A 17,709-nucleotide genomic window follows, 5' to 3' on the forward strand; every position below is an offset into this window, starting at 1 on the left:
CCGCATACGCTCGCTTCGTGGCCACCCTCGATGACGTGCGTCGCATCGCGGCAGGGCTGCCCGGCAGCGAGGAGCAGACGATGACCGGCGGCGCCGCGTGGTTCGTTCGCCGCAAGCTCTATGCGTGGGAGTGCCACCCGTGGCCGAGCATTCCCGAGGCGATGCGTGAGATCATCGCGGCGGAGCTCGTCGTGGGGGTGAAAGTCGCAGACCGCCTGGACGCGCTCGCCCTCGTCGAGATGGCGCCGGAGGTGTTCCTGCCCAGCACGACGGGGTGGGGCGAGCCGAAGGTCGCATTCCGCATGGCCGGCATCGACCAGGACCATCTCGTGGAGCTCGTGACCGAGGCGTGGCGCGTTCAGGCGCCTCAGTATCTGAGGCGTGCGTTCGACGACCTGGCTCGATGACTCAGCGCACAGCCGTCACTTCGGCGGATTGTGCATGAACTCGAGCCGGATGCCGTTGTCGTCCTCGACGAAAGAGGCGTAATACCGGTCGTTGAACCGCGGGTACAGCTTCGGATCGCGGACAGCCGTCCAGCCTGCGTCGAGTGCGAGCGCGTGCAGCTGATCCACCTCCGCGCGCGAGTCGACGGCGAAGGCGAGGTGCTGCCAGCCGACACGTCCGTGCCGGTGGGGCCCGGTGTCCGCCTCGCGAGCGGGGAAGAGGATCAGTTCCGGCTCGCCCTCGCGGTACCACGCGACCGAGTCGTCGGCGTCTTCGCGGGCGAATCCCAACGCCTGAAGCACCGGATCGAACTGGGCGATGGCGCGCGGGAGGTCGTCGATGGTGATGCCGAGATGGTCGAAGACAGCCATCCCGCCAGTCTGTCTGATCCCATCGACACTCGCCGCGTCGGATCTGCTCGGGACGTCAGGTCCGAAAGCCGGTGTGCCGTTCTCGTCAGCACGGTAGCGTCGCGTGAGGTATGCCACATCCATCGACCGCGAGATGTCGCAGCCCGAGCCGAAGGATGCCCATGACCATTCAGCGGATGGACAACGTCGCCATCGTCGTGCCCGATCTGAGCGCAGCCATCGCGTTCTTCACCGCGCTCGGGATGGAGCCGGGGAACAGCACCCCGATCGAAGGCGTGTGGGCTGACCGGACCGTCGGACTCGAGGGGGTGCGGAGCGAGATCGCGATGATGCGGACTCCGGACGGCCACAGCCAGCTGGAGCTGACCACATACCAGCACCCTGAGGCGCTCGGCGGAGAGTGGGCGAATCCGGCACCCAACACGCTGGGCCTGCATCGCATCATGTTCGCCGTCGACGACATCGACGACACCATCGCCCGACTGCGGCCGCACGGCGCCGAATTGCTCGGCGACGTGGTGAACTATGAGGGCGTGTACAAACTCTGCTACCTCCGAGGCCCCGCCGGCATCATCGTCGCGCTCGCCGAGCAGATCGGCTGAGGCGAGGAACCGATGGTATTGCTGCGACCGCGCACGCCCCCGATGGGCTGGAACAGCTGGGACTGCTACGGCACGACCGTGACAGAGGCCGAGGTGCTGGCCAATGCCGAGATCCTCGCGGGCGAGCTGCTGCCGCAGGGCTGGGACACGGTGGTGATCGACATCGACTGGTCGGACCCCACCGCTCGCTCCCACGGCTACAACGGCGAAGCGCCGCTCGCGATGGACGATCACGGACGGCTCATCCCCGACGTCGTGCGCTTCCCGAGCTCGGCCGGCGGTGCCGGCTTCGCGCCACTCGCCGAACGCATCCACGCCCTGGGACTCAAGTTCGGCATCCACACGATGCGCGGCATCCCGCGTCGCGCCGTGGCCGCGCGGACCCCGATCCTCGGCGCGGACGCGACAGCGGCGGTTGTCGCGGATCCCCGCAACCTGTGCGAGTGGAACCCCGACATGCTCGGCCTCGACCATTCCCACCCTGCGGCTCAGGCCTATTACGACTCCACGATCGACCTGTACGCGTCGTGGGGGGTCGACTTCCTCAAGACCGACGACATGCTGTGGCCGTACCAGACCGCCGACATCGAGGCGTACTCGGCGGCCGTCGAGCGCTCGCCGCGCGGATTCGCGCTGAGTCTCTCGCCCGGCCGGGACCTGTCGATGGCGCACCTCGACCACCTGCGCGCGCACGCCACGATGTGGCGGGTGAGCGATGACCTCTGGGATGACTGGTCCGCCGTGGTGGCGAACCTTGCGCGTCTCGGGAGGTGGGCGCCGCACGCCATCGAAGGAGCGTGGCCCGACGGCGACATGCTGCCGCTCGGCCGGCTCGGACTGCGCGCGGAACGGGGTGCTCCCCGCGACGACGCGCTCACGCCCGCCCAGCGCCGCACCCTGCTCACCGTCTGGCTCATGGCGCGTTCGCCGCTGATGATCGGCGGCGACCTGCCCACGACCGACCCCGCGACGATGGCGCTGTTCGCATCGCCCGCCGTCGCGCGCATCGTGAGCGACTCCATCGGCGGTCGTGAAGTGCTCCGCGAAGAGCCACTCGTGCTGTGGACGGCCGAGGGTCGCAGCGGCGCCCGCTACGCGGCGGTCATCAACCTCGGCGATGAGCCGCTGGCCACAGCGGTGGACGCTTCCGCGATCGGGTTCGACGGCGGCGCACCAGTGCGCGACCTGTGGACCGGGGCGACCTTCGACCGTGCGCCGGTCGCGGTGCAGAGCGACGACGCGCGCGGGGTGGCACCGGGCTCCACTGCCTTGCGCGTCGTGCTCGAGCCGCACGCGAGCGCGCTCCTCATGCAGGAGGGCGACTGACCGCATCCTCGGTCGCTGCGCTCCCTCGCTCAACGACCAGGGGCGCGGCGCGAGTAGCCTGCGAAGGTGCCCATCCTTCTCCAGATCGACTCGTCCGCCGACGCCAGCACATCGCGCACACGAGCGCTGACCGCCGCCGTCGCGGCCGCATGGCGCGGACGCGGCGTTGACTACGAAGTCGTCGTCCGCGACCTTCACGCCGACCAGCTGCCGCACCTGCGAACGCCGGCGCAGCATTGGCCGCGGCGACTGCGCGAGGGCGCGAGCATCCCCGATGATCTCGAAGAGCTCCAGCGGTCCGTCCTCGACGAGCTGCTGAGCGCCGACGCCGTGGTCATCGGCGCACCGATGTACAACTACTCGATGCCGTCGACCTTGAAAGCCTGGGTGGATCTCATCCATGTGCCCGGGGTCACGGCATCCTTCGACGAGCCGTCGCAGCCGCTCGCCGGGCGTCCGGCGGTCATCGCGACTGCGCGCGGAGCCGCCTACGATCCCGGCACGCGCACCGAGGGCTGGGATCACGTCGTTCCGCCTCTCCAGCTCGTGCTCGGCGAGGGACTCGGGATGACGGTGCACGTCGTCGCGACGAGCCGCACGCTTGCGGAACGCGTGCCCGACCTGGGTGCGCGGCGGGCGGCGGAGGAGTTGGAGGCGGCTCTAGCCGAGGCGCGCCGGCTCGGCTCGACCATCTGACGGAGCTCATTCGACCGCGAACCTGCTCAGGCGAGCTCGAGCGCGAATCTGAAGCGGATGTCGTCGTCGAACCACATCGTGAAGTTCGTGCCCCACACGTTGTTGTGCAGGTTCACGTGGAACCCGTCGTCGGGGTCGGGCACCGAGTTGTCGAAGCGCAGCAACGCGGGCTGACCCACCGCGACGAGCGCCGCGTCGAGGGGGCGCAGCGAGAATCGGCGTTCCGCGGTGTGCGTGATCTCCGAGACCGCATGAAGCCTGCGGTTGCCGTTGCGCACGACCGCCTGCGGGTCGACCGCGGTGCCGAGCTTGCCGAGGCGCCACTCGCCCGCCGCTGTTCGGGGGCGGAATCCGAGCCAGCCCGCTTCGGGCAGCCGTGATGCGTCCTTGCCGCGCAGGTCGAGGGTGATCGCGATCGGCCCCGGTTTCGCAGGGAAGCTGTAGGAGAGTCGGATGTCGCGCGGCCCGCCCCACGCCTCGCGCGCCTGCTCGGGCAGCTCGAGGCTCAGCACGGCGGTCGGCCCCGTCTCGTGGTCGAGGCGATGGGCCGATACGACCCGCGCCGAGAATCTCGTCGCCGGCAGAACGTCGGCGATCGCGAGGCCCGGCTTCGACTGGTCGGGCACCGCCCAGAACGCGTGCTGGTCGAGGTTCCGGCAGTACTCGCGCAGCCAACGCGCCTCGTCGCGCTCGTCGAACGTCTGGTAGCTGTAGGCCGCGAGAGGATGCTCGAGGTCGGCCCAGTTCACGCCGTTCGCGTCGGTGAGCCGGACGAGGGAGCCATCCTCGCCGAAGCGCACCTCGTAGTGGCCGAACGTGTGGCTCCTGGTGACGTCCATGGCGAGTGCGCCGTCGGTGTCGGCGACCTTCGGGCGCGTCTCATCGATTGCAGCCAGAGCGTCAGCGCGTCGCTCGGGCGTCAGCGCGGCGAGCGCTCGGTCGAGATGAGCACGCTGCTCGGCCCACGAGGCCTCGAAAGCCGAGTACGAGAGACCCCGCGGATTCGGGTGCTCGCTGTAGGCCCACGCGAACGCGTCGAATTCCTCGGGGTTGGCGGCCGGGTCGACGACGTCGATGGCCCGGGCCCGCTGGAATGCGGCCTTCTCGTAGTTCACGTAGTCGGGCAGGTAGGTCTTCAGGTCTTTGCCCCACGTGTGCTCGGGCACGAGCAGCAGTCCGTCGCTGAACTCATCGCACTCGGGCGTGCCGGGCGTCAGTGCGCCCGAGGCGACCCACTCCGTCCGCAGCCGCAGCAGCGCTCGCAGTCTGGCCGTCAGCACCGGGTCGCTGGCCACCCCGTGGATCCACGAATCGCCGATCTCCCGCTCGACGATCGGCAGTCTCGCCCTCGCAGCCGTCGCCCCTGCCCCGAATGCGTCGAGTGTGGAGGCGATGATCCGGGCGTCCGGGTACGCGGCCTGCAGGCGCGCGAACAGCGCCTCGATCTCGTCGACCGGCGGCGGCCCGAGGTTGTCTCCGGTGTGCGCGAGGTGGAGGGCCTCGCCGCTGCCGGGCACGACCGCGACTCCGAGCTCGGTCGCGCCATAGCTGCGGGCGTAGTTCACGACCACCTCGCTGCCGTCCGGCGCGCGCCAGACGAAGAACTCCGGCACGTCGGGCACGGCGGAGGCGTCATTGACACCCAGATGCAGGAAGTCGAGCCCGGCCGTTGCGAGGAAGGGCACGAGACCGATCGTATGACCCGGGATATCCGTCATCTTCGCCGCGGTCGTTCGCACGCCGAACCGATCGTCGAGTCGGCGACCGATCGCGATGCCGTGTTCGACGAGTCCGGCATCCACCAGCTCGGTGTGGGTGGTCAATGGCAGCCCGTGCCAGCGGACATGACCGGAGCGGATGGCTCGCTCGAGGGCGGTCCGCTCGACGGGGGTGCCCAGCCGGAGCGCCTCGTGGATCAGCCACGATCCGGTCGTCCAGATGAACCGGGCGGCACCGCCGCGGTGCGCGAGCTCGTCCGCCAGCGCTATCGCACGCGGCAGATACTCGTGGACGTACCGATCGGTCACGTTCGCTGCGGTATCGGTGAACCCGAGGTCGAGGTGGGTCTTGAAGACGACGTGAACGGTCGAGATCATCGTTGCATCCTTCGTGCATAGCGAGCCCGCGATCCGCGGCGCCTGTGCCGCGGTAGCGTCCAGAGAACTTTGCCACATCCGCCCCGTCGAGCCGTAGGGATTTCCACCGCTTACCGGCATACTTTTCTCGGCCCTTGAAACACTGGAGTTTCCATGCACGACAACCGTGTGATCACCGAAGGAAGAATCGAACGCTTCGTTCGCGACACCCTCATTCCAGCGCTGTACATCGAGACCGCGCCGCTGGCGATCAGCGTGTGGGACGACCTCGACGAACCGCTGCCGTTCGCCGACGCCGTGGGTCAGTCGTATCGGCCGATCGAGGTTCCCTACACGTGGGGCAGGGCCTGGTCGACGTCGTGGTTCCACGTGACCGGGCGGGTGCCGGAGGAATGGCTGCGCGGCGACGGTGCGAGGACGCGCGCCGAGCTCGTGATCGACCTCGGCTTCACTCACGACCGGCCCGGCTTCCAGGTCGAGGGGCTCGCGTACCGTCCGGACGGAACGACGCTCAAGTCCATCAACCCGCGCAGCAGCTATGTCTCCGTCCCGCAGGACGGCAGCGGCGAGGTCGACCTGTACGTCGAGGGTGCTGCGAACCCCAACATCGCCGGCGACTGGACGTGGAAGGCCACGCCGCTCGGCGAGAAGAGCACAGCCGGCGACGAGCTGCTCTACGTGCTCCAGCAGTGCGATGCCGCCCTCATGGACGTCACGGTGTGGGAGCTCATCCAGGACGTGTGGACCCTCGCCGGGCTGATGAAGGAGCTGCCCTTCGAATCGCCACGTCGTCACCGCATCCTCGGCGCGCTCGAGAAGCTCGTCGACGTCGTCGACCCGGCCGATGTGTCGGCATCCGCTTCCTCCGGTCGCGACGTGCTCGCGCCGGTCCTCGCCCTGCCCGCCTCGGCGAGCAGCCACCGCGTCGTGGCGATCGGGCATGCGCACATCGACTCCGCATGGCTCTGGCCGATCCGCGAGACCATCCGCAAGTGCGCGCGGACGTTCTCAAGCGTGCTGGCACTGATGGATGCCGACCCTGAGTTCCGGTTCGCCTGCTCCTCGGCGCAGCAGCTCAAGTGGATGAAGGACGGATACCCCGAGATCTTCGAGCGGATCAAGGAGAAGGTCGCCGTCGGGCAGTTCATCCCGGTCGGAGGGATGTGGGTCGAGTCCGATATGAACCTGCCCGGGGCCGAGGCCATGGCTCGTCAGTTCGTCGCGGGCAAGCGCTTCTTCCTCGAGGAGTTCGGAGTCGACACGCGCGAAGCCTGGGTGCCCGACACCTTCGGCTACTCCGGTGCGGTCCCGCAGATCATGAAAGCGTCGGGCACGGAGTGGTTCCTCACCCAGAAGATCTCGTGGAACCAGACCAACACCATGCCGCACCACACGTTCCTGTGGGAGGGCATCGACGGCACGCGCGTGTTCACGCACTTCCCTCCCGCCGACACCTACGTGGGCGAGGTCTCAGGGGCGGATCTGGCGCGCGCCGAGCGCACGTTCCACGATCACCGCGACGCATCCGTGTCGCTGCTTCCCTTCGGATTCGGCGACGGCGGAGGTGGCCCCACCCGCGAGATGATGGCGGCCGTACGGCGCACGCGCTCGCTCGAAGGCTCGCCCACCGTTGAGATCGACACCCCCGAGCACTTCTTCGAGCGCGCCGAAGCCGAGCTCCCCGAGCCGCCGGTATGGAGTGGCGAGCTCTACCTCGAGCTGCACCGCGCGAGCTACACGACGCAGCACCTCACGAAGCAGGGCAACCGCCGCAACGAGCACTGGCTGCGTGAAGCTGAACTGTGGGCGACGACGGCCGCCGTCCGCGCCGGCGCAGACTACCCGTACGACGACCTCGAGCGCATCTGGCAGCTCGTGCTGCTGCAGCAGTTCCACGACATCCTTCCCGGCACGTCGATCGCGTGGGTGCATCGCGAGGTCGAGTCGAACAACCGTGGGCTCGCTGTTGAGCTGGAAGGGCTGATCACGTCGGCCCTCGGGCACTTCGACGCCGGGGACGGTGTCGAGTACGTCGCGAACGCCGCACCGTTCTCACGCGATGGGGTTCCCGCGCTTTCCGCTGGGCCTCGGGTGGCGCACGCCGGGGCCGTGAGGCTCCAGCGGACCGCTGACGGACACGTGCTCGACAACGGCCTGGCTCGCGTCGTCGTCGACGAGCGCGGCCTGATCGTGTCGCTCGTGGATGTCGCGAGCGGGCGTGACGCGATCGCTCCGGGTGCCGGGGGCAATCTGCTTCAGCTCCACCGCGACCTGCCGAACCAGTGGGACGCCTGGGACGTCGACGAACACTACCTCCGCGTGGCGACGGACATGACCGGCGTCGACGCGATCACGGCGATGCAGGCGCCGGATGCGGCATCGCTCACGATCGAGCGCTCGTTCGGCGCGTCGCACGTGACGCAGGTGCTGACGCTGCGCGCCGGCGACCCGGCCCTCCACATCGACAACGACATCGACTGGCACGAGCGTCGCAAGATGCTGAAGATCGCCTTCCCGCTCGACGTCCACGCCGATCGGGTCGCAGCCGAGACGCAATTCGGCCACATCCAGCGTCCTACGCACGCGAATACCTCGTGGGATGCCGCTCGTTTCGAGCTGTGCGCGCAGCGGTGGCTGCACGTCGCCGAGCCCGGGTTCGGCGTCGCGATCGCGAACGAGTCGAGCTATGGGTACGACGCGCAGCGTTCGACGCGGTCGGATGGCGGCACGACGACGACCGCGCGCGTGTCGCTGCTGCGCGCCCCGACCTTCCCCGACCCGGTCGCCGACCAAGGGCGCCACTCGATCGGCCTGTCGATCAGGGTGGGTGCGGACGTGCGCGCGGCGATCCGGGAGGGGTACCGCATCAACCTGCCTGAGCGGCACGCGCCCGGTCGGGTGGCGCCGCTGGTGCACATCGATCACCCTGCCGTGCTCGTCGAGTCGGTGAAGCTCGCCGAGGACCGCAGCGGTGACGTGATCGTGCGCCTTTACGAGTCGGAGGGCGCCCGCGCCAAAGCCGCCGTGGACTTCGATTTCGACGTAGAGGATGTCGTCGCGACAGATCTGATCGAGCGCGAAGTCGCGCCGCCCGCCGGCTTCGTGCGAGACGGCGCGTCGGTGAAGCTCGTCCTGCGTCCGTTCCAGCTGGTGACCCTGCGGATCCGCCGGGCCTGACTCCCGGTGAGGTGACCGTCGGGCATCCACCTGCGTCGTTCCCGTGCTGGCTCAGCGAGCCCGCACGGGAACGACGCATCCCGCGTGGACTCTCGGCGAGCCAGCACGGGAACGGCAGTGGGGTGCAATTGCGGCGTGCGCCGGGGGCGTTGAGGGTCGACGACCGGCGTGGTTGCCGCGGTGTTGCGCTTCGACCGAATCAGGATGATCGACGGTCTCAGGACGATTCAGCGGCATCGGTCTTGAATCCGTCGATCCTCCTGGTTCCGTCGACGGGGTGAGTCGGGCGGTCAGCTCGGAGCAAGGTGGATGGCGGCGCCGGGGGCGAGGGTCAGCGGCGCGCCGTGGTAGAGGCCGCCTCCAGGCAGCTTCACCGAGGCGAAGAGCGCGCTCGCGTCGACGCGGAACGTGCGCTCGACCTCGGCCAGGTTCGAGACCGTGAACCCGTCCGCCCCATAGCGGTAGCGCACCCGGTAGGCGGCCTGCTCGAGAGTCACCTCGCCGTACTCCGCGAGCCGCGGCGCGACGAGCAGGTCGGCGTCCAGCGCGGGCCGCACACCGAGGTACTCGTGGAACAGCACCCACGAGAACACGCAGGGGTACTCGTAGTAGTGCTCGGCGCCGTGCCACGACGTCCCGTCCACGTAGTACACGTGGTTCATGTCGTAGCGCTCGCCCATGATCCACGCCTCCTGGGCGCCTTGCCGGGCGACGCGCTCCAGCTGGTCCTTCAGCATCGCCCCCGCTCCGCGCGACGACCAGAACGCCGCATCCCAGCACCAGTAACGGCCGGCGGCGCACAGGTCGTACGGTCCGCCGTCGCCGATCTCGGCATCCGTGTAATCCGCGATCCTGGCCGACAGGAACGTCGGAAACCGCTGAAACTCGGGCAGCTCCCGCTCGACCAGCGCCTGCACCGCCTGCTCCTGCGTAGGCGACGCCGCCCCGACGAGCACGGGCAGGATGTTGGCGAGAAGGTGGATGTGGTCGTGCACACGCCCCGACCGGTCGACCCAGTCGACGAAACGAGAAGTCTCGGGATCCCACCACCCCGCGGGCAGCGGCTGCGACAGGGAGGCAGCCAGCGCATCGCGCACGCTGCGGTAGCGAGCCGCGAAAGACGAGCGCGCAAGCAGCTCTTCGAGCTGAGCGAGCAGCTCGAACGATCGCACCGCGAGCGCCTGGGCCATCGTCTCGCGGCCATCCTTGATGACCTGGTCCTCGTAGTAGACGTCGCCCCAGAGCCGGCCCAGAGGGTCGATGTACTCCTCGATGCCGGATGCCGCACCCTCGAGGTCCTCGATATGCCGGCGCAGCCACGAGAGGTCCTTCGTGCGGGCGACGTAGAGCCAGATCGACTCGAGCACCTCGATGTTGCCCGTGACGAGGAACATCACGGCGTTCTCGGAGCCATCCATCGACCCCCGGCGCACGTGGTACTCACGATCGCCGTTCGGCTGCACGGCGCACGGATCTCGCCAGAGTCCGATGGGGTCCTCGCGCATCAGCCGCAGCTGCAGCTCGATCATCCGCCGAACGACGTCGCGGTCGACGTGGTCGCCCCATGCCAGGCGCCCCTTGATCTGGAACTCGTGGTCGACGTCGGGGTACGTGCCCGCGTACATCCCGGCCATCGTGCTTCGCACGTACCCGAGCGGGTCGGGGTAGCCGGCGGCCGTCGTGCGCTCGATCACCGAGGGGAGCATCGTGCCCCAGTAGAACCCGGCGGCGGCGTCGGCGAGCAGCTCGCCGCCCGCGAGGTCGAGCGTGAACCGCCCGCCGGTGACGTCGGCGTGCGGTCGTGTGCGGTGGCGCGTGAGGCGAGCGGATGCCGCATCCGCCGTCACGGTCCACCCGGCGTCATCGGGCCGGGCTGTGATCGGCCCCTCGGCTTCGATCAGCCACGCCGGTTCGGAGCCGAAGGCATCGGCGGGCAGCACCCAGCACGCACCGGACCCGGAGAGCACGCGTCCGGTCGCATCGCTCGGCAGGACGAAGAGCTCATCCGACCCGTCGAGAACGAACGCCGGGCCGGGCGGAAGCCGAAGCTCGATGACCGCGGCACCGTCGGGCGCGGTGAGGACCCAGGTGGAGTCGTCGACGGGCGAGATCGAGCCCGTGGGTGGCAACGGAGGTCCGGGCCGTTTCGTCCCGCCTTCGGCTCGCGCAACGACCCGGGTCCCACCGGCGACCGAGGCGCCTTCGATCATGACGCGACGCTGACGCGCAAAGACGCGACCGCGCGTGGCGGCAGGGTCACCTCGAGGGTTTCGCCCTCGACCCGGTACCCGTCGAACACGACGGGCGTGACCACATCCGGTGCATCGAAGGTGTTGTGCGCGTCCGACGTCTCGCCCACGAGCACGCGCGCCGAGATCACGTCGGCGATCGCCGAGGGCAGCCGGACCGACGCGGAAGCCTCGCGCTCGAGCCCCGTGTTCACGAGGCCGATCGTGTATGCGCCGTCCTTGTGCGAGACGGTCCAGTCGAGGAACGGGTCGACGTCGTCGGCTGCGGCATCCACCCATTCGGCGTCCTGATGATCGGAGTAGAGGTCGAAGACGTGATAGGTCGGGGTCTTGATGAGCCGAGGGCCGTCGGTGAGCAGCATGCTCTGCAGCACGTTGACCATCTGCGCGATGTTGGCCATGCGCACGCGGGAGGCGTGCTTGTGGAAGATGTGCAGGTTGAGGGCCGCGACGACCGCGTCACGGATCGTGTTCTGCTGGTACAGGAATCCACTCTCGGTGCCGGGCTCGACGTCGTACCACGTGCCCCACTCGTCGACGATGAGGCTGACGCGCCGAGCGGGATCGTGGCGGTCCATGATCGCTCCGTGCCGGGTGAGCAGCTCGTCCATGAACCGGGTGCGGCGCATCGTCTCGTGCCACGCTCGATCGTCGAACCCGGTTGCCGCGCCCTTCACGTCCCACTCGCCGGTGGGGAGCGTGTAGTAGTGCAGGCTCAGACCGTCCATGTGTCCCGCCGCCCGCGCCATGAGAACCTCGGTCCACTCGTAGTCGTCGGCGTTGGCGCCGCACGCGATCTTCGAGATCGGCTGCTCGCCGTACTTGCGCACGTAGGTCTGGTACTGCCGGTACAGGTTCGCGTAGTGCAGCGGCAGCATGTTGCCGCCGCATCCCCAGCTCTCGTTCCCGACGCCGAAGAACTCGAGGCTGAACGGCTGGTCGCGCCCGTGGCGCTTGCGCAGGTCGGCCATCGGAGAGCCGGTGTCGAGCGTCATGTACTCCACCCAGTCCGCCATCTCGGCGACGGTGCCGCTGCCCACGTTGCCGTTGATGTAGGCCTCGGAGTCGAGCTGCTGCAGCAGCTCGAAGTATTCGTGCGTGCCGAACGTGTTGGGGTCGACGACACCGCCCCAGTGGGTGTTGACCATCGACTGCCGCTCGGGTCCGACGCCCTTGAGCCAGTGGTACTCATCCGCGAAGCATCCGCCCGGCCACCGCACGACGGGCACCTTGATGGCGCGGAGTGCCTCGACGGCATCGCGCCGGATGCCGTTCTTGTTCGGGATGTCGGAATCCGCGCCGACCCACAGCCCCTCGTAGACGCACCGGCCGAGGTGCTCGGCGAACTGTCCGTAGACGCGGCGGTCGATGTGGTGGCTCGGAGCCTCGGCGATGGTGATCATGGTGTCCTTCCGGCCGGATGTCGGCGGTGCGGGTCGGCCGCAGGGGCGGCGATGGTCATGGTGGGCGTCAGCGTGCGGCGAGCTGCTCGACGATCGCGCCCACGAGCGGGGCGGGCAGAGCGAGCGCGTGCAGGTCTGCGAAGACGTCGGCGGGCGCGCGACCCGACGTGATGATCCTCCAGGCCATGGCTTTGTCTTCGTAGAGGTACTGTGCGCCGTTCAGCACGGCGAAGATCCGGTCCTCACGGCCCTGCGTGCGGGGGGCGGGGTCGTGCGTGGTCGCGACAGTCAGGCTCACGCGCGCGTCTCCGGCGACGGTCACGGTCGCGCCACGTGACGAGACGCCCGCCCCCTGGACCTCGTCCTCTCCCAGGCCGAGGAACGTCACCGTCCACGTGCGCACTGCGGGCACGACGTCGTCGGGGCCCTCGGCGGGTCCGATGACCAGCTCGCCCCGCTCCTGGCTCCACCGGATCGGTGTGCGGACGACGGCCCCGTCGAGGTGGTCGTCCTCTTCCACGAGTGTGAACGCGCCGTCCGCGCCGACCGCGACGACGATCTCGAGCCGTTCCGGGTTGCGCGCGGCATCCGTGTCCTGCTCGCTCGCCAGGGGCAGGATGCCGCCTGACTTCAGGAAGACCGGAATCGAGTCCGCACCGCGGTGCAGTTCGATCGTGCGATCACCCTGGAGGACTGCGCCGGTGTGGATGTCGGTCCACACCCCTGGCGGCAGCCACGCCGTGACCGATCCCAGCAGGGTGACCGGGTCACGCGGCGAGGTGATGGGCACGACGAGCAGCTCGCTGCCGAACAGGAACTGGTTCGGCGTCTCGTACGCCCGAGGGAGCTCGGGCCACGCGTAGTACAACGGAAGGACGAGGGGGATGCCGGCCCTCCCTGCGCGGTGATTCATCGCGTGCAGGTAGGGCACCATGCGCACGCGCAGGCGCAGTGCGTCGTCGAGCGCCGCGCGCGTCTCGGCGGGGAAGGCCCACGGTTCCTTCGCGAGGAACGGGTTGTCGGTCGAGTGCAGGCGCAGGATGGGCGAGTAGACGCCGAGCTGCACCCAGCGAGCGGTGAGCTCGTCGTCGCGCGAGCCGAACATGTGGCCGCCGATGTCATGGCTCCACCACCCGTACCCGATGTTCGATGCGGTGGCCGTGAACTCGGGCTGGAACGCGAGCGACTCCCAGCTGAGGAAGACGTCGCCCGAGAAGCCGATCGGGTAGCGGTGGCTGCCCGGTCCCGCGTAGCGGGAGAGGAGGAGCGGGCGACCGCCGTCCCGCGCGGCGTCGAGGAAGTGGAAGTGGTTGAGCAGCCAGAGCGGATCGATGCCGGTGACGCGGGAGTGCGGGCCGTGCTGCCAGTCCATCCACCAGAAGTCGACGCCTTGGGCCTCGAGCGGGTGGTGCAGCACCGCGAAGTACGCCGCGAGGAACTCGGGATCGTTGATCTCGAACGCGATGCGCTCGCCCGACGCGGGATCGCGGCCGAGTGCCTCGGCCATGGCCGGGTAGGCGTCCTCGAACGCGCGCACTCCGTCGGCGGGGTGGAGGTTCAGCGTCACCTTCATGCCGCGGCGGTGCACCTCGGCGAGGAAGCACTCGGGGTCGGGGAAGAACTCCGGCTCCCAGCTGTAGCCCGTCCAGCCGCCGTTGAACTCCGAGGGCACGCTGTCGACGCGGTGCCAGTCCATGTCGAGCACCGCGACCGAGAACCGTACGCCCTCCCGCTCGAAGCGGTCGAGCAGCTCGACGTACTCGTCGGCGGTGTACCGGTGGTAACGGCTCCACCAGTTGCCGAGCGCCCAGCGGGGGAGGACCGGCGGCGAGCCCGACACGGCATACAGCGCGCGCACTGCCTCGCCGTACTCGTGCGCGTAGGCGAAGACGTAGAGATCGGTGCGCTCGCCGTCGCGTGGGCTCACCCATCCGTCGTCGGTGAACAGCAATGACGCCGAGTCGTCGATGACGCCCACGCCCTTGCGCGAGACGACACCGCTCTCCAGCGGATGCCGGCCGTCGACCCCGTCGAGCGTGCGGGCGGTGCCGCCGAGGTCTTCCACCTCGCCGAACTTCCAGTCCTCGAGGCCCCGGCCGCCGCCAAGCGGGCGGACTCTGAGGCCGCTCGGACTGAAGGGCTTGCGGTCGTACCGCAGGTGCAGCCGCGCGGTCACGATCTCGAGGGTGTCCGGACCGTCGATGATGCGGAAGTCCGGCACCGGCAGGTCACGGTGCACCGCGAACGTCGAGGCACGGTCTTCGAAGAGACCGTCGTCCGACCACTCCGCGCGCACCAGCCCGTCGGTCAGCACGGTGAAGCGCCAGCGGTCGCCGCGCACCACGGCCTCCGGATGGGCGAGCGGAGTGGCCTCGATGCGGAGGTGCGGGGGAATATCAGCGCTGTACATTTCATGAGGATCCTAAGATGAGCGACATGAGCAGCGGAAGGCCCGGCCAGCGTGTTCGTCTCGAAGACGTCGCGAAACTGGCCGGCGTTTCGATGAAGACGGTGTCGAACGTCGTCCACGACTACCCGCATGTCTCGGTCAAGATGCGGGAGCGCGTGCAGGCGGCCATCGATCAGCTCGGGTATCGGCCGAATCTGACGGCGCGACGGCTCGCGACGGGACGGACCGGGATGCTCGCGCTCGCGATCCCCGAGATCGACCAGCCCTACTTCGCCGAGCTCGCCCGCCGCATCGGCGAGGAGGCGGTGCGCCGTGGATACCGGGTCATCGTCGAGCAGACGCTGAATGACGCCGATGCGGAGCGGGCCGTCATCCGTGATCGCGAAGAGGGTCTGGTCGACGGCGTCATCTTCCAGCCCGCGTACATGGACACGATGGAGATCGCCCGGCTGCGCCCCGGCACCCCGCTCGTGCTCCTCGGTGAGGCCGGACGCCCGCTCACCGCCGACCACGTCATGATCGACAATGTCGCGGCTGCGCGCGAAGCAGTCGAGCTGCTCCTTGGACAGGGACGGACCCGGATCGCGTTCTTCGGAATGGTGCACGGCGATCCGACGGAGTCCACCCATCTGCGCCTGCTCGGATACCAGGAGGCTCTGCTCGCCGCGGGTGTCCGCACCGGCCCCGAGCTCGTGATCGAGACCGATGGATTCGCGATCGACGATGGAGTCGCCGCACTGAGTGCGGCCCTGGACGCCGGGGTGCGGTTCGACGCCCTGGTCTGCCGCGACGACCTGTTCGCGATGGCGGCGCTGAAGGTGCTCGACCGTGCGGGGCTTCGGGTTCCGGGCGATGTCTCGGTGCTCGGCTGGGACGATACGGCGCTGGCGCGCTACAGCACTCCCGCGCTCTCGAGCATCTCGCCCGGCAAGGAGGCGATCGCACGCATGGCGCTCGAACTTCTCGAAGACCGGATGGCCGGATACGACGGAGTCGGACGGCACCGCATCGCGCCCCATGTCATCATCGAACGAGAGACGACCGGGCATCCGACCTGACCATTTCCAGCGCTGGAATTTCTGGGTAGGCTTCCCGCATGCGTCCCGAGGTGCGTGCGACCGCGCAAGACGGCTCCTACCCGCGCCCACAGCTCGTGCGTCCGCAGTGGTTCGATCTGGGCGGAGCGTGGGATTTCGCGTTCGACGAGGATGTCAGAGCGGGTGCCGCAACCGGCATCCCGGATGAGTTCCCGACGACGATCATCGTTCCCTACCCGCCCGAGTCGCCGCTTTCGGGCATCAACGACACCGGCTACCACGGCATCGTCTGGTACCGAAGGTCGATCGCCGAGGCCGACCTCGAGAACGCAGGACACGCGGAAGGCCGCACGCTGCTCCTCCATTTCGGCGCTGTCGACTACCGCGCCGACGTGTGGATCGGCGGGCGGCACGCGGCATCCCACGAGGGCGGTCACACGCCGTTCAGCGTCGAGGTGCCGGCGTTCGACGGTGAGGTCGACATCGTCGTGCGAGCGGAGGACGACCCGCACGACCTGACCCAGCCACGCGGCAAGCAGGATTGGGAGCTCGAGCCCCACGCCATCTGGTACCACCGGACGACCGGAATCTGGCAGCCGGTGTGGCTGGAGTCCGTGCCCCAACAGCACCTGACGCGCGTCGCATGGCGACCGGACATCCGGGACTCGTCCGTTCGACTGACGCTCGAGCTCGGCGGGAAGCCCACCGACGGCACCCGTGCGAACGTGACTCTGCAGCTCGGTGCGGTTCAACTCGCCGACGTGAGCGTCGCGGTCGCAGATGCTCGGGAAGAGATCACGATCTCGATCCCTGCCGTCCGAAACGGCGAACAGTACGACCACCTGCTCTGGTCGCCCGAGCACCCGAACCTGATCGACGCGCGCATCGAGCTCGTCGACCCGGACGGGTCCGACGTGGTTGCGTCCTACTTCGGGCTTCGCTCCGTGGGCACGGCGGGTGGCCGATTCCTCCTCAACGGCCGTCCGTACCCGATCGCGGGCGTCCTCTCGCAGGGCTACTGGCCGCAGTCGCACCTCGCCTCGCCGACCGCGGCAGCGCTGCGCACCGAGGTCGAGCTCATCAAAGCGCTCGGCTTCACCACCGCGCGCTTGCACCAGAAGATCGAGGACCCGCGCCTGCTGTACTGGGCCGACCGTCTGGGCCTTCTCGTGTGGACTGAGATGCCGAGCGCCATCGAATTCTCGGATGCGACGGTCACGCGCGTGACGCGGGAGTGGACGGATGTCATCCGCCGCGATTCGTCGCACCCGTGCGTGGTGGCGTGGGTGCCGCTCAACGAGAGCTGGAGTGTCCGGTACATCGCCGTCGACGTGCGCCAGCAGAATTTCGCCCGGTCGCTGTACCGCCTGACCAGGGCGCTCGATGACACCCGGCTGGTGATCTCGAACGACGGCTGGGAGCATACGCGGTCCGACCTGTTCACGATTCACGACTATGAGAACGACCGCGACCGGCTCCAGGCGAGATACGAAACGCCCGACGCCATCGCGGCGACGGTGGACGGCATCTCGACGAACGGGCACGCGATGCTCGTCGGCACCGCCGCGGAGTCGGCGGTGACCGCATCCGCCCCCGTCGTGCTCAGCGAATTCGGCGGCGTGAGCTTCGCGCCCGACGACGGCAGCAACGCCTGGGGATACCGTCTGGTGCAGTCACCCGCCGACCTCGATCGCCACCTGAGCGGGCTGTTCGCCGCTCTCCACGCGAGCTCGGCGCTCGCCGGTTGGGTCTACACGCAGCTCACCGACACGGTGCAGGAGACCAACGGGCTCACCGACGAGAACCGCGTGCCCAAACTGCCCGCCGCGCGGATCCGCGCGATCGTCCGCGGCGCCGACGAATCCGCTCGATAAGCCCGTTCACCCCGACCACCG

General features: G+C 68.9%; 12 protein-coding genes. 7 read left to right on the forward strand and 5 right to left on the reverse strand.

Annotated elements, in window-relative coordinates:
- The first annotated feature begins 17 nt into the window (after window positions 1–17).
- Window positions 18–407, forward strand: a complete 390-nt coding sequence (locus ABD188_RS06075) for an MmcQ/YjbR family DNA-binding protein (protein WP_344059523.1) — start codon at window positions 18–20, stop codon at window positions 405–407.
- 15 nt (window positions 408–422) lie between these two features.
- On the opposite strand, the gene ABD188_RS06080 is transcribed toward ABD188_RS06075, so the two are convergent.
- Entirely contained in the window at window positions 423–818 is a 396-nt protein-coding gene (locus tag ABD188_RS06080) for a VOC family protein (protein ID WP_344059525.1), read from the reverse strand.
- A 161-nt stretch (window positions 819–979) separates the two neighbouring features.
- Between ABD188_RS06080 and ABD188_RS06085 the strand changes: the two genes are divergently transcribed.
- The 3 genes from ABD188_RS06085 (at window position 980) to ABD188_RS06095 (ending at window position 3,442) form a co-directional block, all read left to right on the forward strand.
- On the forward strand, window positions 980–1,420 hold the full coding sequence (locus ABD188_RS06085) for a VOC family protein (RefSeq protein ID WP_344059527.1): 441 nt from the start codon (window positions 980–982) through the stop codon (window positions 1,418–1,420).
- 12 nt (window positions 1,421–1,432) lie between these two features.
- Window positions 1,433–2,746, forward strand: coding sequence for a glycoside hydrolase family 27 protein (locus tag ABD188_RS06090; RefSeq protein ID WP_344059529.1), 1,314 nt, complete (start codon window positions 1,433–1,435; stop codon window positions 2,744–2,746).
- A gap of 66 nt (window positions 2,747–2,812) precedes the next feature.
- The gene (locus tag ABD188_RS06095) at window positions 2,813–3,442 is read left to right on the forward strand and encodes an FMN-dependent NADH-azoreductase (protein WP_344059531.1); all 630 of its coding nucleotides are present in this window, start codon (window positions 2,813–2,815) and stop codon (window positions 3,440–3,442) included.
- A 26-nt stretch (window positions 3,443–3,468) separates the two neighbouring features.
- On the opposite strand, the gene ABD188_RS06100 is transcribed toward ABD188_RS06095, so the two are convergent.
- Window positions 3,469–5,538 (reverse strand): DUF5054 domain-containing protein, encoded by a 2,070-nt coding sequence (locus ABD188_RS06100; RefSeq protein ID WP_344059533.1) that lies wholly within the window; start codon window positions 5,536–5,538, stop codon window positions 3,469–3,471.
- Between the two features lie 153 nt (window positions 5,539–5,691).
- On the opposite strand from ABD188_RS06100, the gene ABD188_RS06105 reads away from it, so the two are divergent.
- The gene (locus ABD188_RS06105) at window positions 5,692–8,715 is read left to right on the forward strand and encodes an alpha-mannosidase (protein WP_344059535.1); all 3,024 of its coding nucleotides are present in this window, start codon (window positions 5,692–5,694) and stop codon (window positions 8,713–8,715) included.
- Between the two features lie 290 nt (window positions 8,716–9,005).
- Here the strand turns inward: ABD188_RS06105 and ABD188_RS06110 are convergent, their stop codons facing one another.
- The 3 genes from ABD188_RS06110 to ABD188_RS06120 all read right to left on the reverse strand — a co-directional run bounded on the left by ABD188_RS06110 (window position 9,006) and on the right by ABD188_RS06120 (window position 14,777).
- Window positions 9,006–10,925 carry a glucosidase family protein gene (locus tag ABD188_RS06110; RefSeq protein ID WP_344059537.1) on the reverse strand — a complete coding sequence of 640 codons (1,920 nt, stop codon included), beginning with the start codon at window positions 10,923–10,925 and terminating at the stop codon, window positions 9,006–9,008.
- A complete protein-coding gene (locus ABD188_RS06115) occupies window positions 10,922–12,367 on the reverse strand; it encodes an alpha-N-arabinofuranosidase (RefSeq protein ID WP_344059539.1) in 1,446 nt (481 codons plus the stop codon). The genes ABD188_RS06110 and ABD188_RS06115 overlap by 4 nt, the downstream gene beginning before the upstream one ends.
- Before the next feature lie 67 nt (window positions 12,368–12,434).
- Window positions 12,435–14,777 carry a glycoside hydrolase family 31 protein gene (locus ABD188_RS06120; protein WP_344059541.1) on the reverse strand — a complete coding sequence of 781 codons (2,343 nt, stop codon included), beginning with the start codon at window positions 14,775–14,777 and terminating at the stop codon, window positions 12,435–12,437.
- A 17-nt stretch (window positions 14,778–14,794) separates the two neighbouring features.
- On the opposite strand from ABD188_RS06120, the gene ABD188_RS06125 reads away from it, so the two are divergent.
- Together ABD188_RS06125 and ABD188_RS06130 are read left to right on the forward strand one after the other, a co-directional pair.
- Window positions 14,795–15,835, forward strand: coding sequence for a LacI family DNA-binding transcriptional regulator (locus ABD188_RS06125; protein ID WP_344059543.1), 1,041 nt, complete (start codon window positions 14,795–14,797; stop codon window positions 15,833–15,835).
- A gap of 38 nt (window positions 15,836–15,873) precedes the next feature.
- Window positions 15,874–17,688, forward strand: a complete 1,815-nt coding sequence (locus ABD188_RS06130) for a glycoside hydrolase family 2 TIM barrel-domain containing protein (RefSeq protein WP_344059545.1) — start codon at window positions 15,874–15,876, stop codon at window positions 17,686–17,688.
- Window positions 17,689–17,709 lie beyond the last annotated feature (21 nt).

The organism is Microbacterium pumilum (assembly GCF_039530225.1).
Taxonomy (GTDB): Bacteria; Actinomycetota; Actinomycetes; order Actinomycetales; family Microbacteriaceae; genus Microbacterium; species Microbacterium pumilum.

Excerpts from the sequence above, each read along its gene's own strand:
- ABD188_RS06080 (WP_344059525.1), bottom strand. The coding sequence starts at position 818 with ATGGCTGTCTTCGACCATCTCGGCATCACCATCGACGACCTCCCGCGC.
- ABD188_RS06085 (WP_344059527.1), top strand. The coding sequence starts at position 980 with ATGACCATTCAGCGGATGGACAACGTCGCCATCGTCGTGCCCGATCTG.
- ABD188_RS06090 (WP_344059529.1), top strand. The coding sequence starts at position 1,433 with ATGGTATTGCTGCGACCGCGCACGCCCCCGATGGGCTGGAACAGCTGG.
- ABD188_RS06100 (WP_344059533.1), bottom strand. The coding sequence starts at position 5,538 with ATGATCTCGACCGTTCACGTCGTCTTCAAGACCCACCTCGACCTCGGG.
- ABD188_RS06105 (WP_344059535.1), top strand. The coding sequence starts at position 5,692 with ATGCACGACAACCGTGTGATCACCGAAGGAAGAATCGAACGCTTCGTT.
- ABD188_RS06110 (WP_344059537.1), bottom strand. The coding sequence starts at position 10,925 with ATGATCGAAGGCGCCTCGGTCGCCGGTGGGACCCGGGTCGTTGCGCGA.
- ABD188_RS06115 (WP_344059539.1), bottom strand. The coding sequence starts at position 12,367 with ATGATCACCATCGCCGAGGCTCCGAGCCACCACATCGACCGCCGCGTC.
- ABD188_RS06120 (WP_344059541.1), bottom strand. The coding sequence starts at position 14,777 with ATGTACAGCGCTGATATTCCCCCGCACCTCCGCATCGAGGCCACTCCG.
- ABD188_RS06125 (WP_344059543.1), top strand. The coding sequence starts at position 14,795 with ATGAGCGACATGAGCAGCGGAAGGCCCGGCCAGCGTGTTCGTCTCGAA.
- ABD188_RS06130 (WP_344059545.1), top strand. The coding sequence starts at position 15,874 with ATGCGTCCCGAGGTGCGTGCGACCGCGCAAGACGGCTCCTACCCGCGC.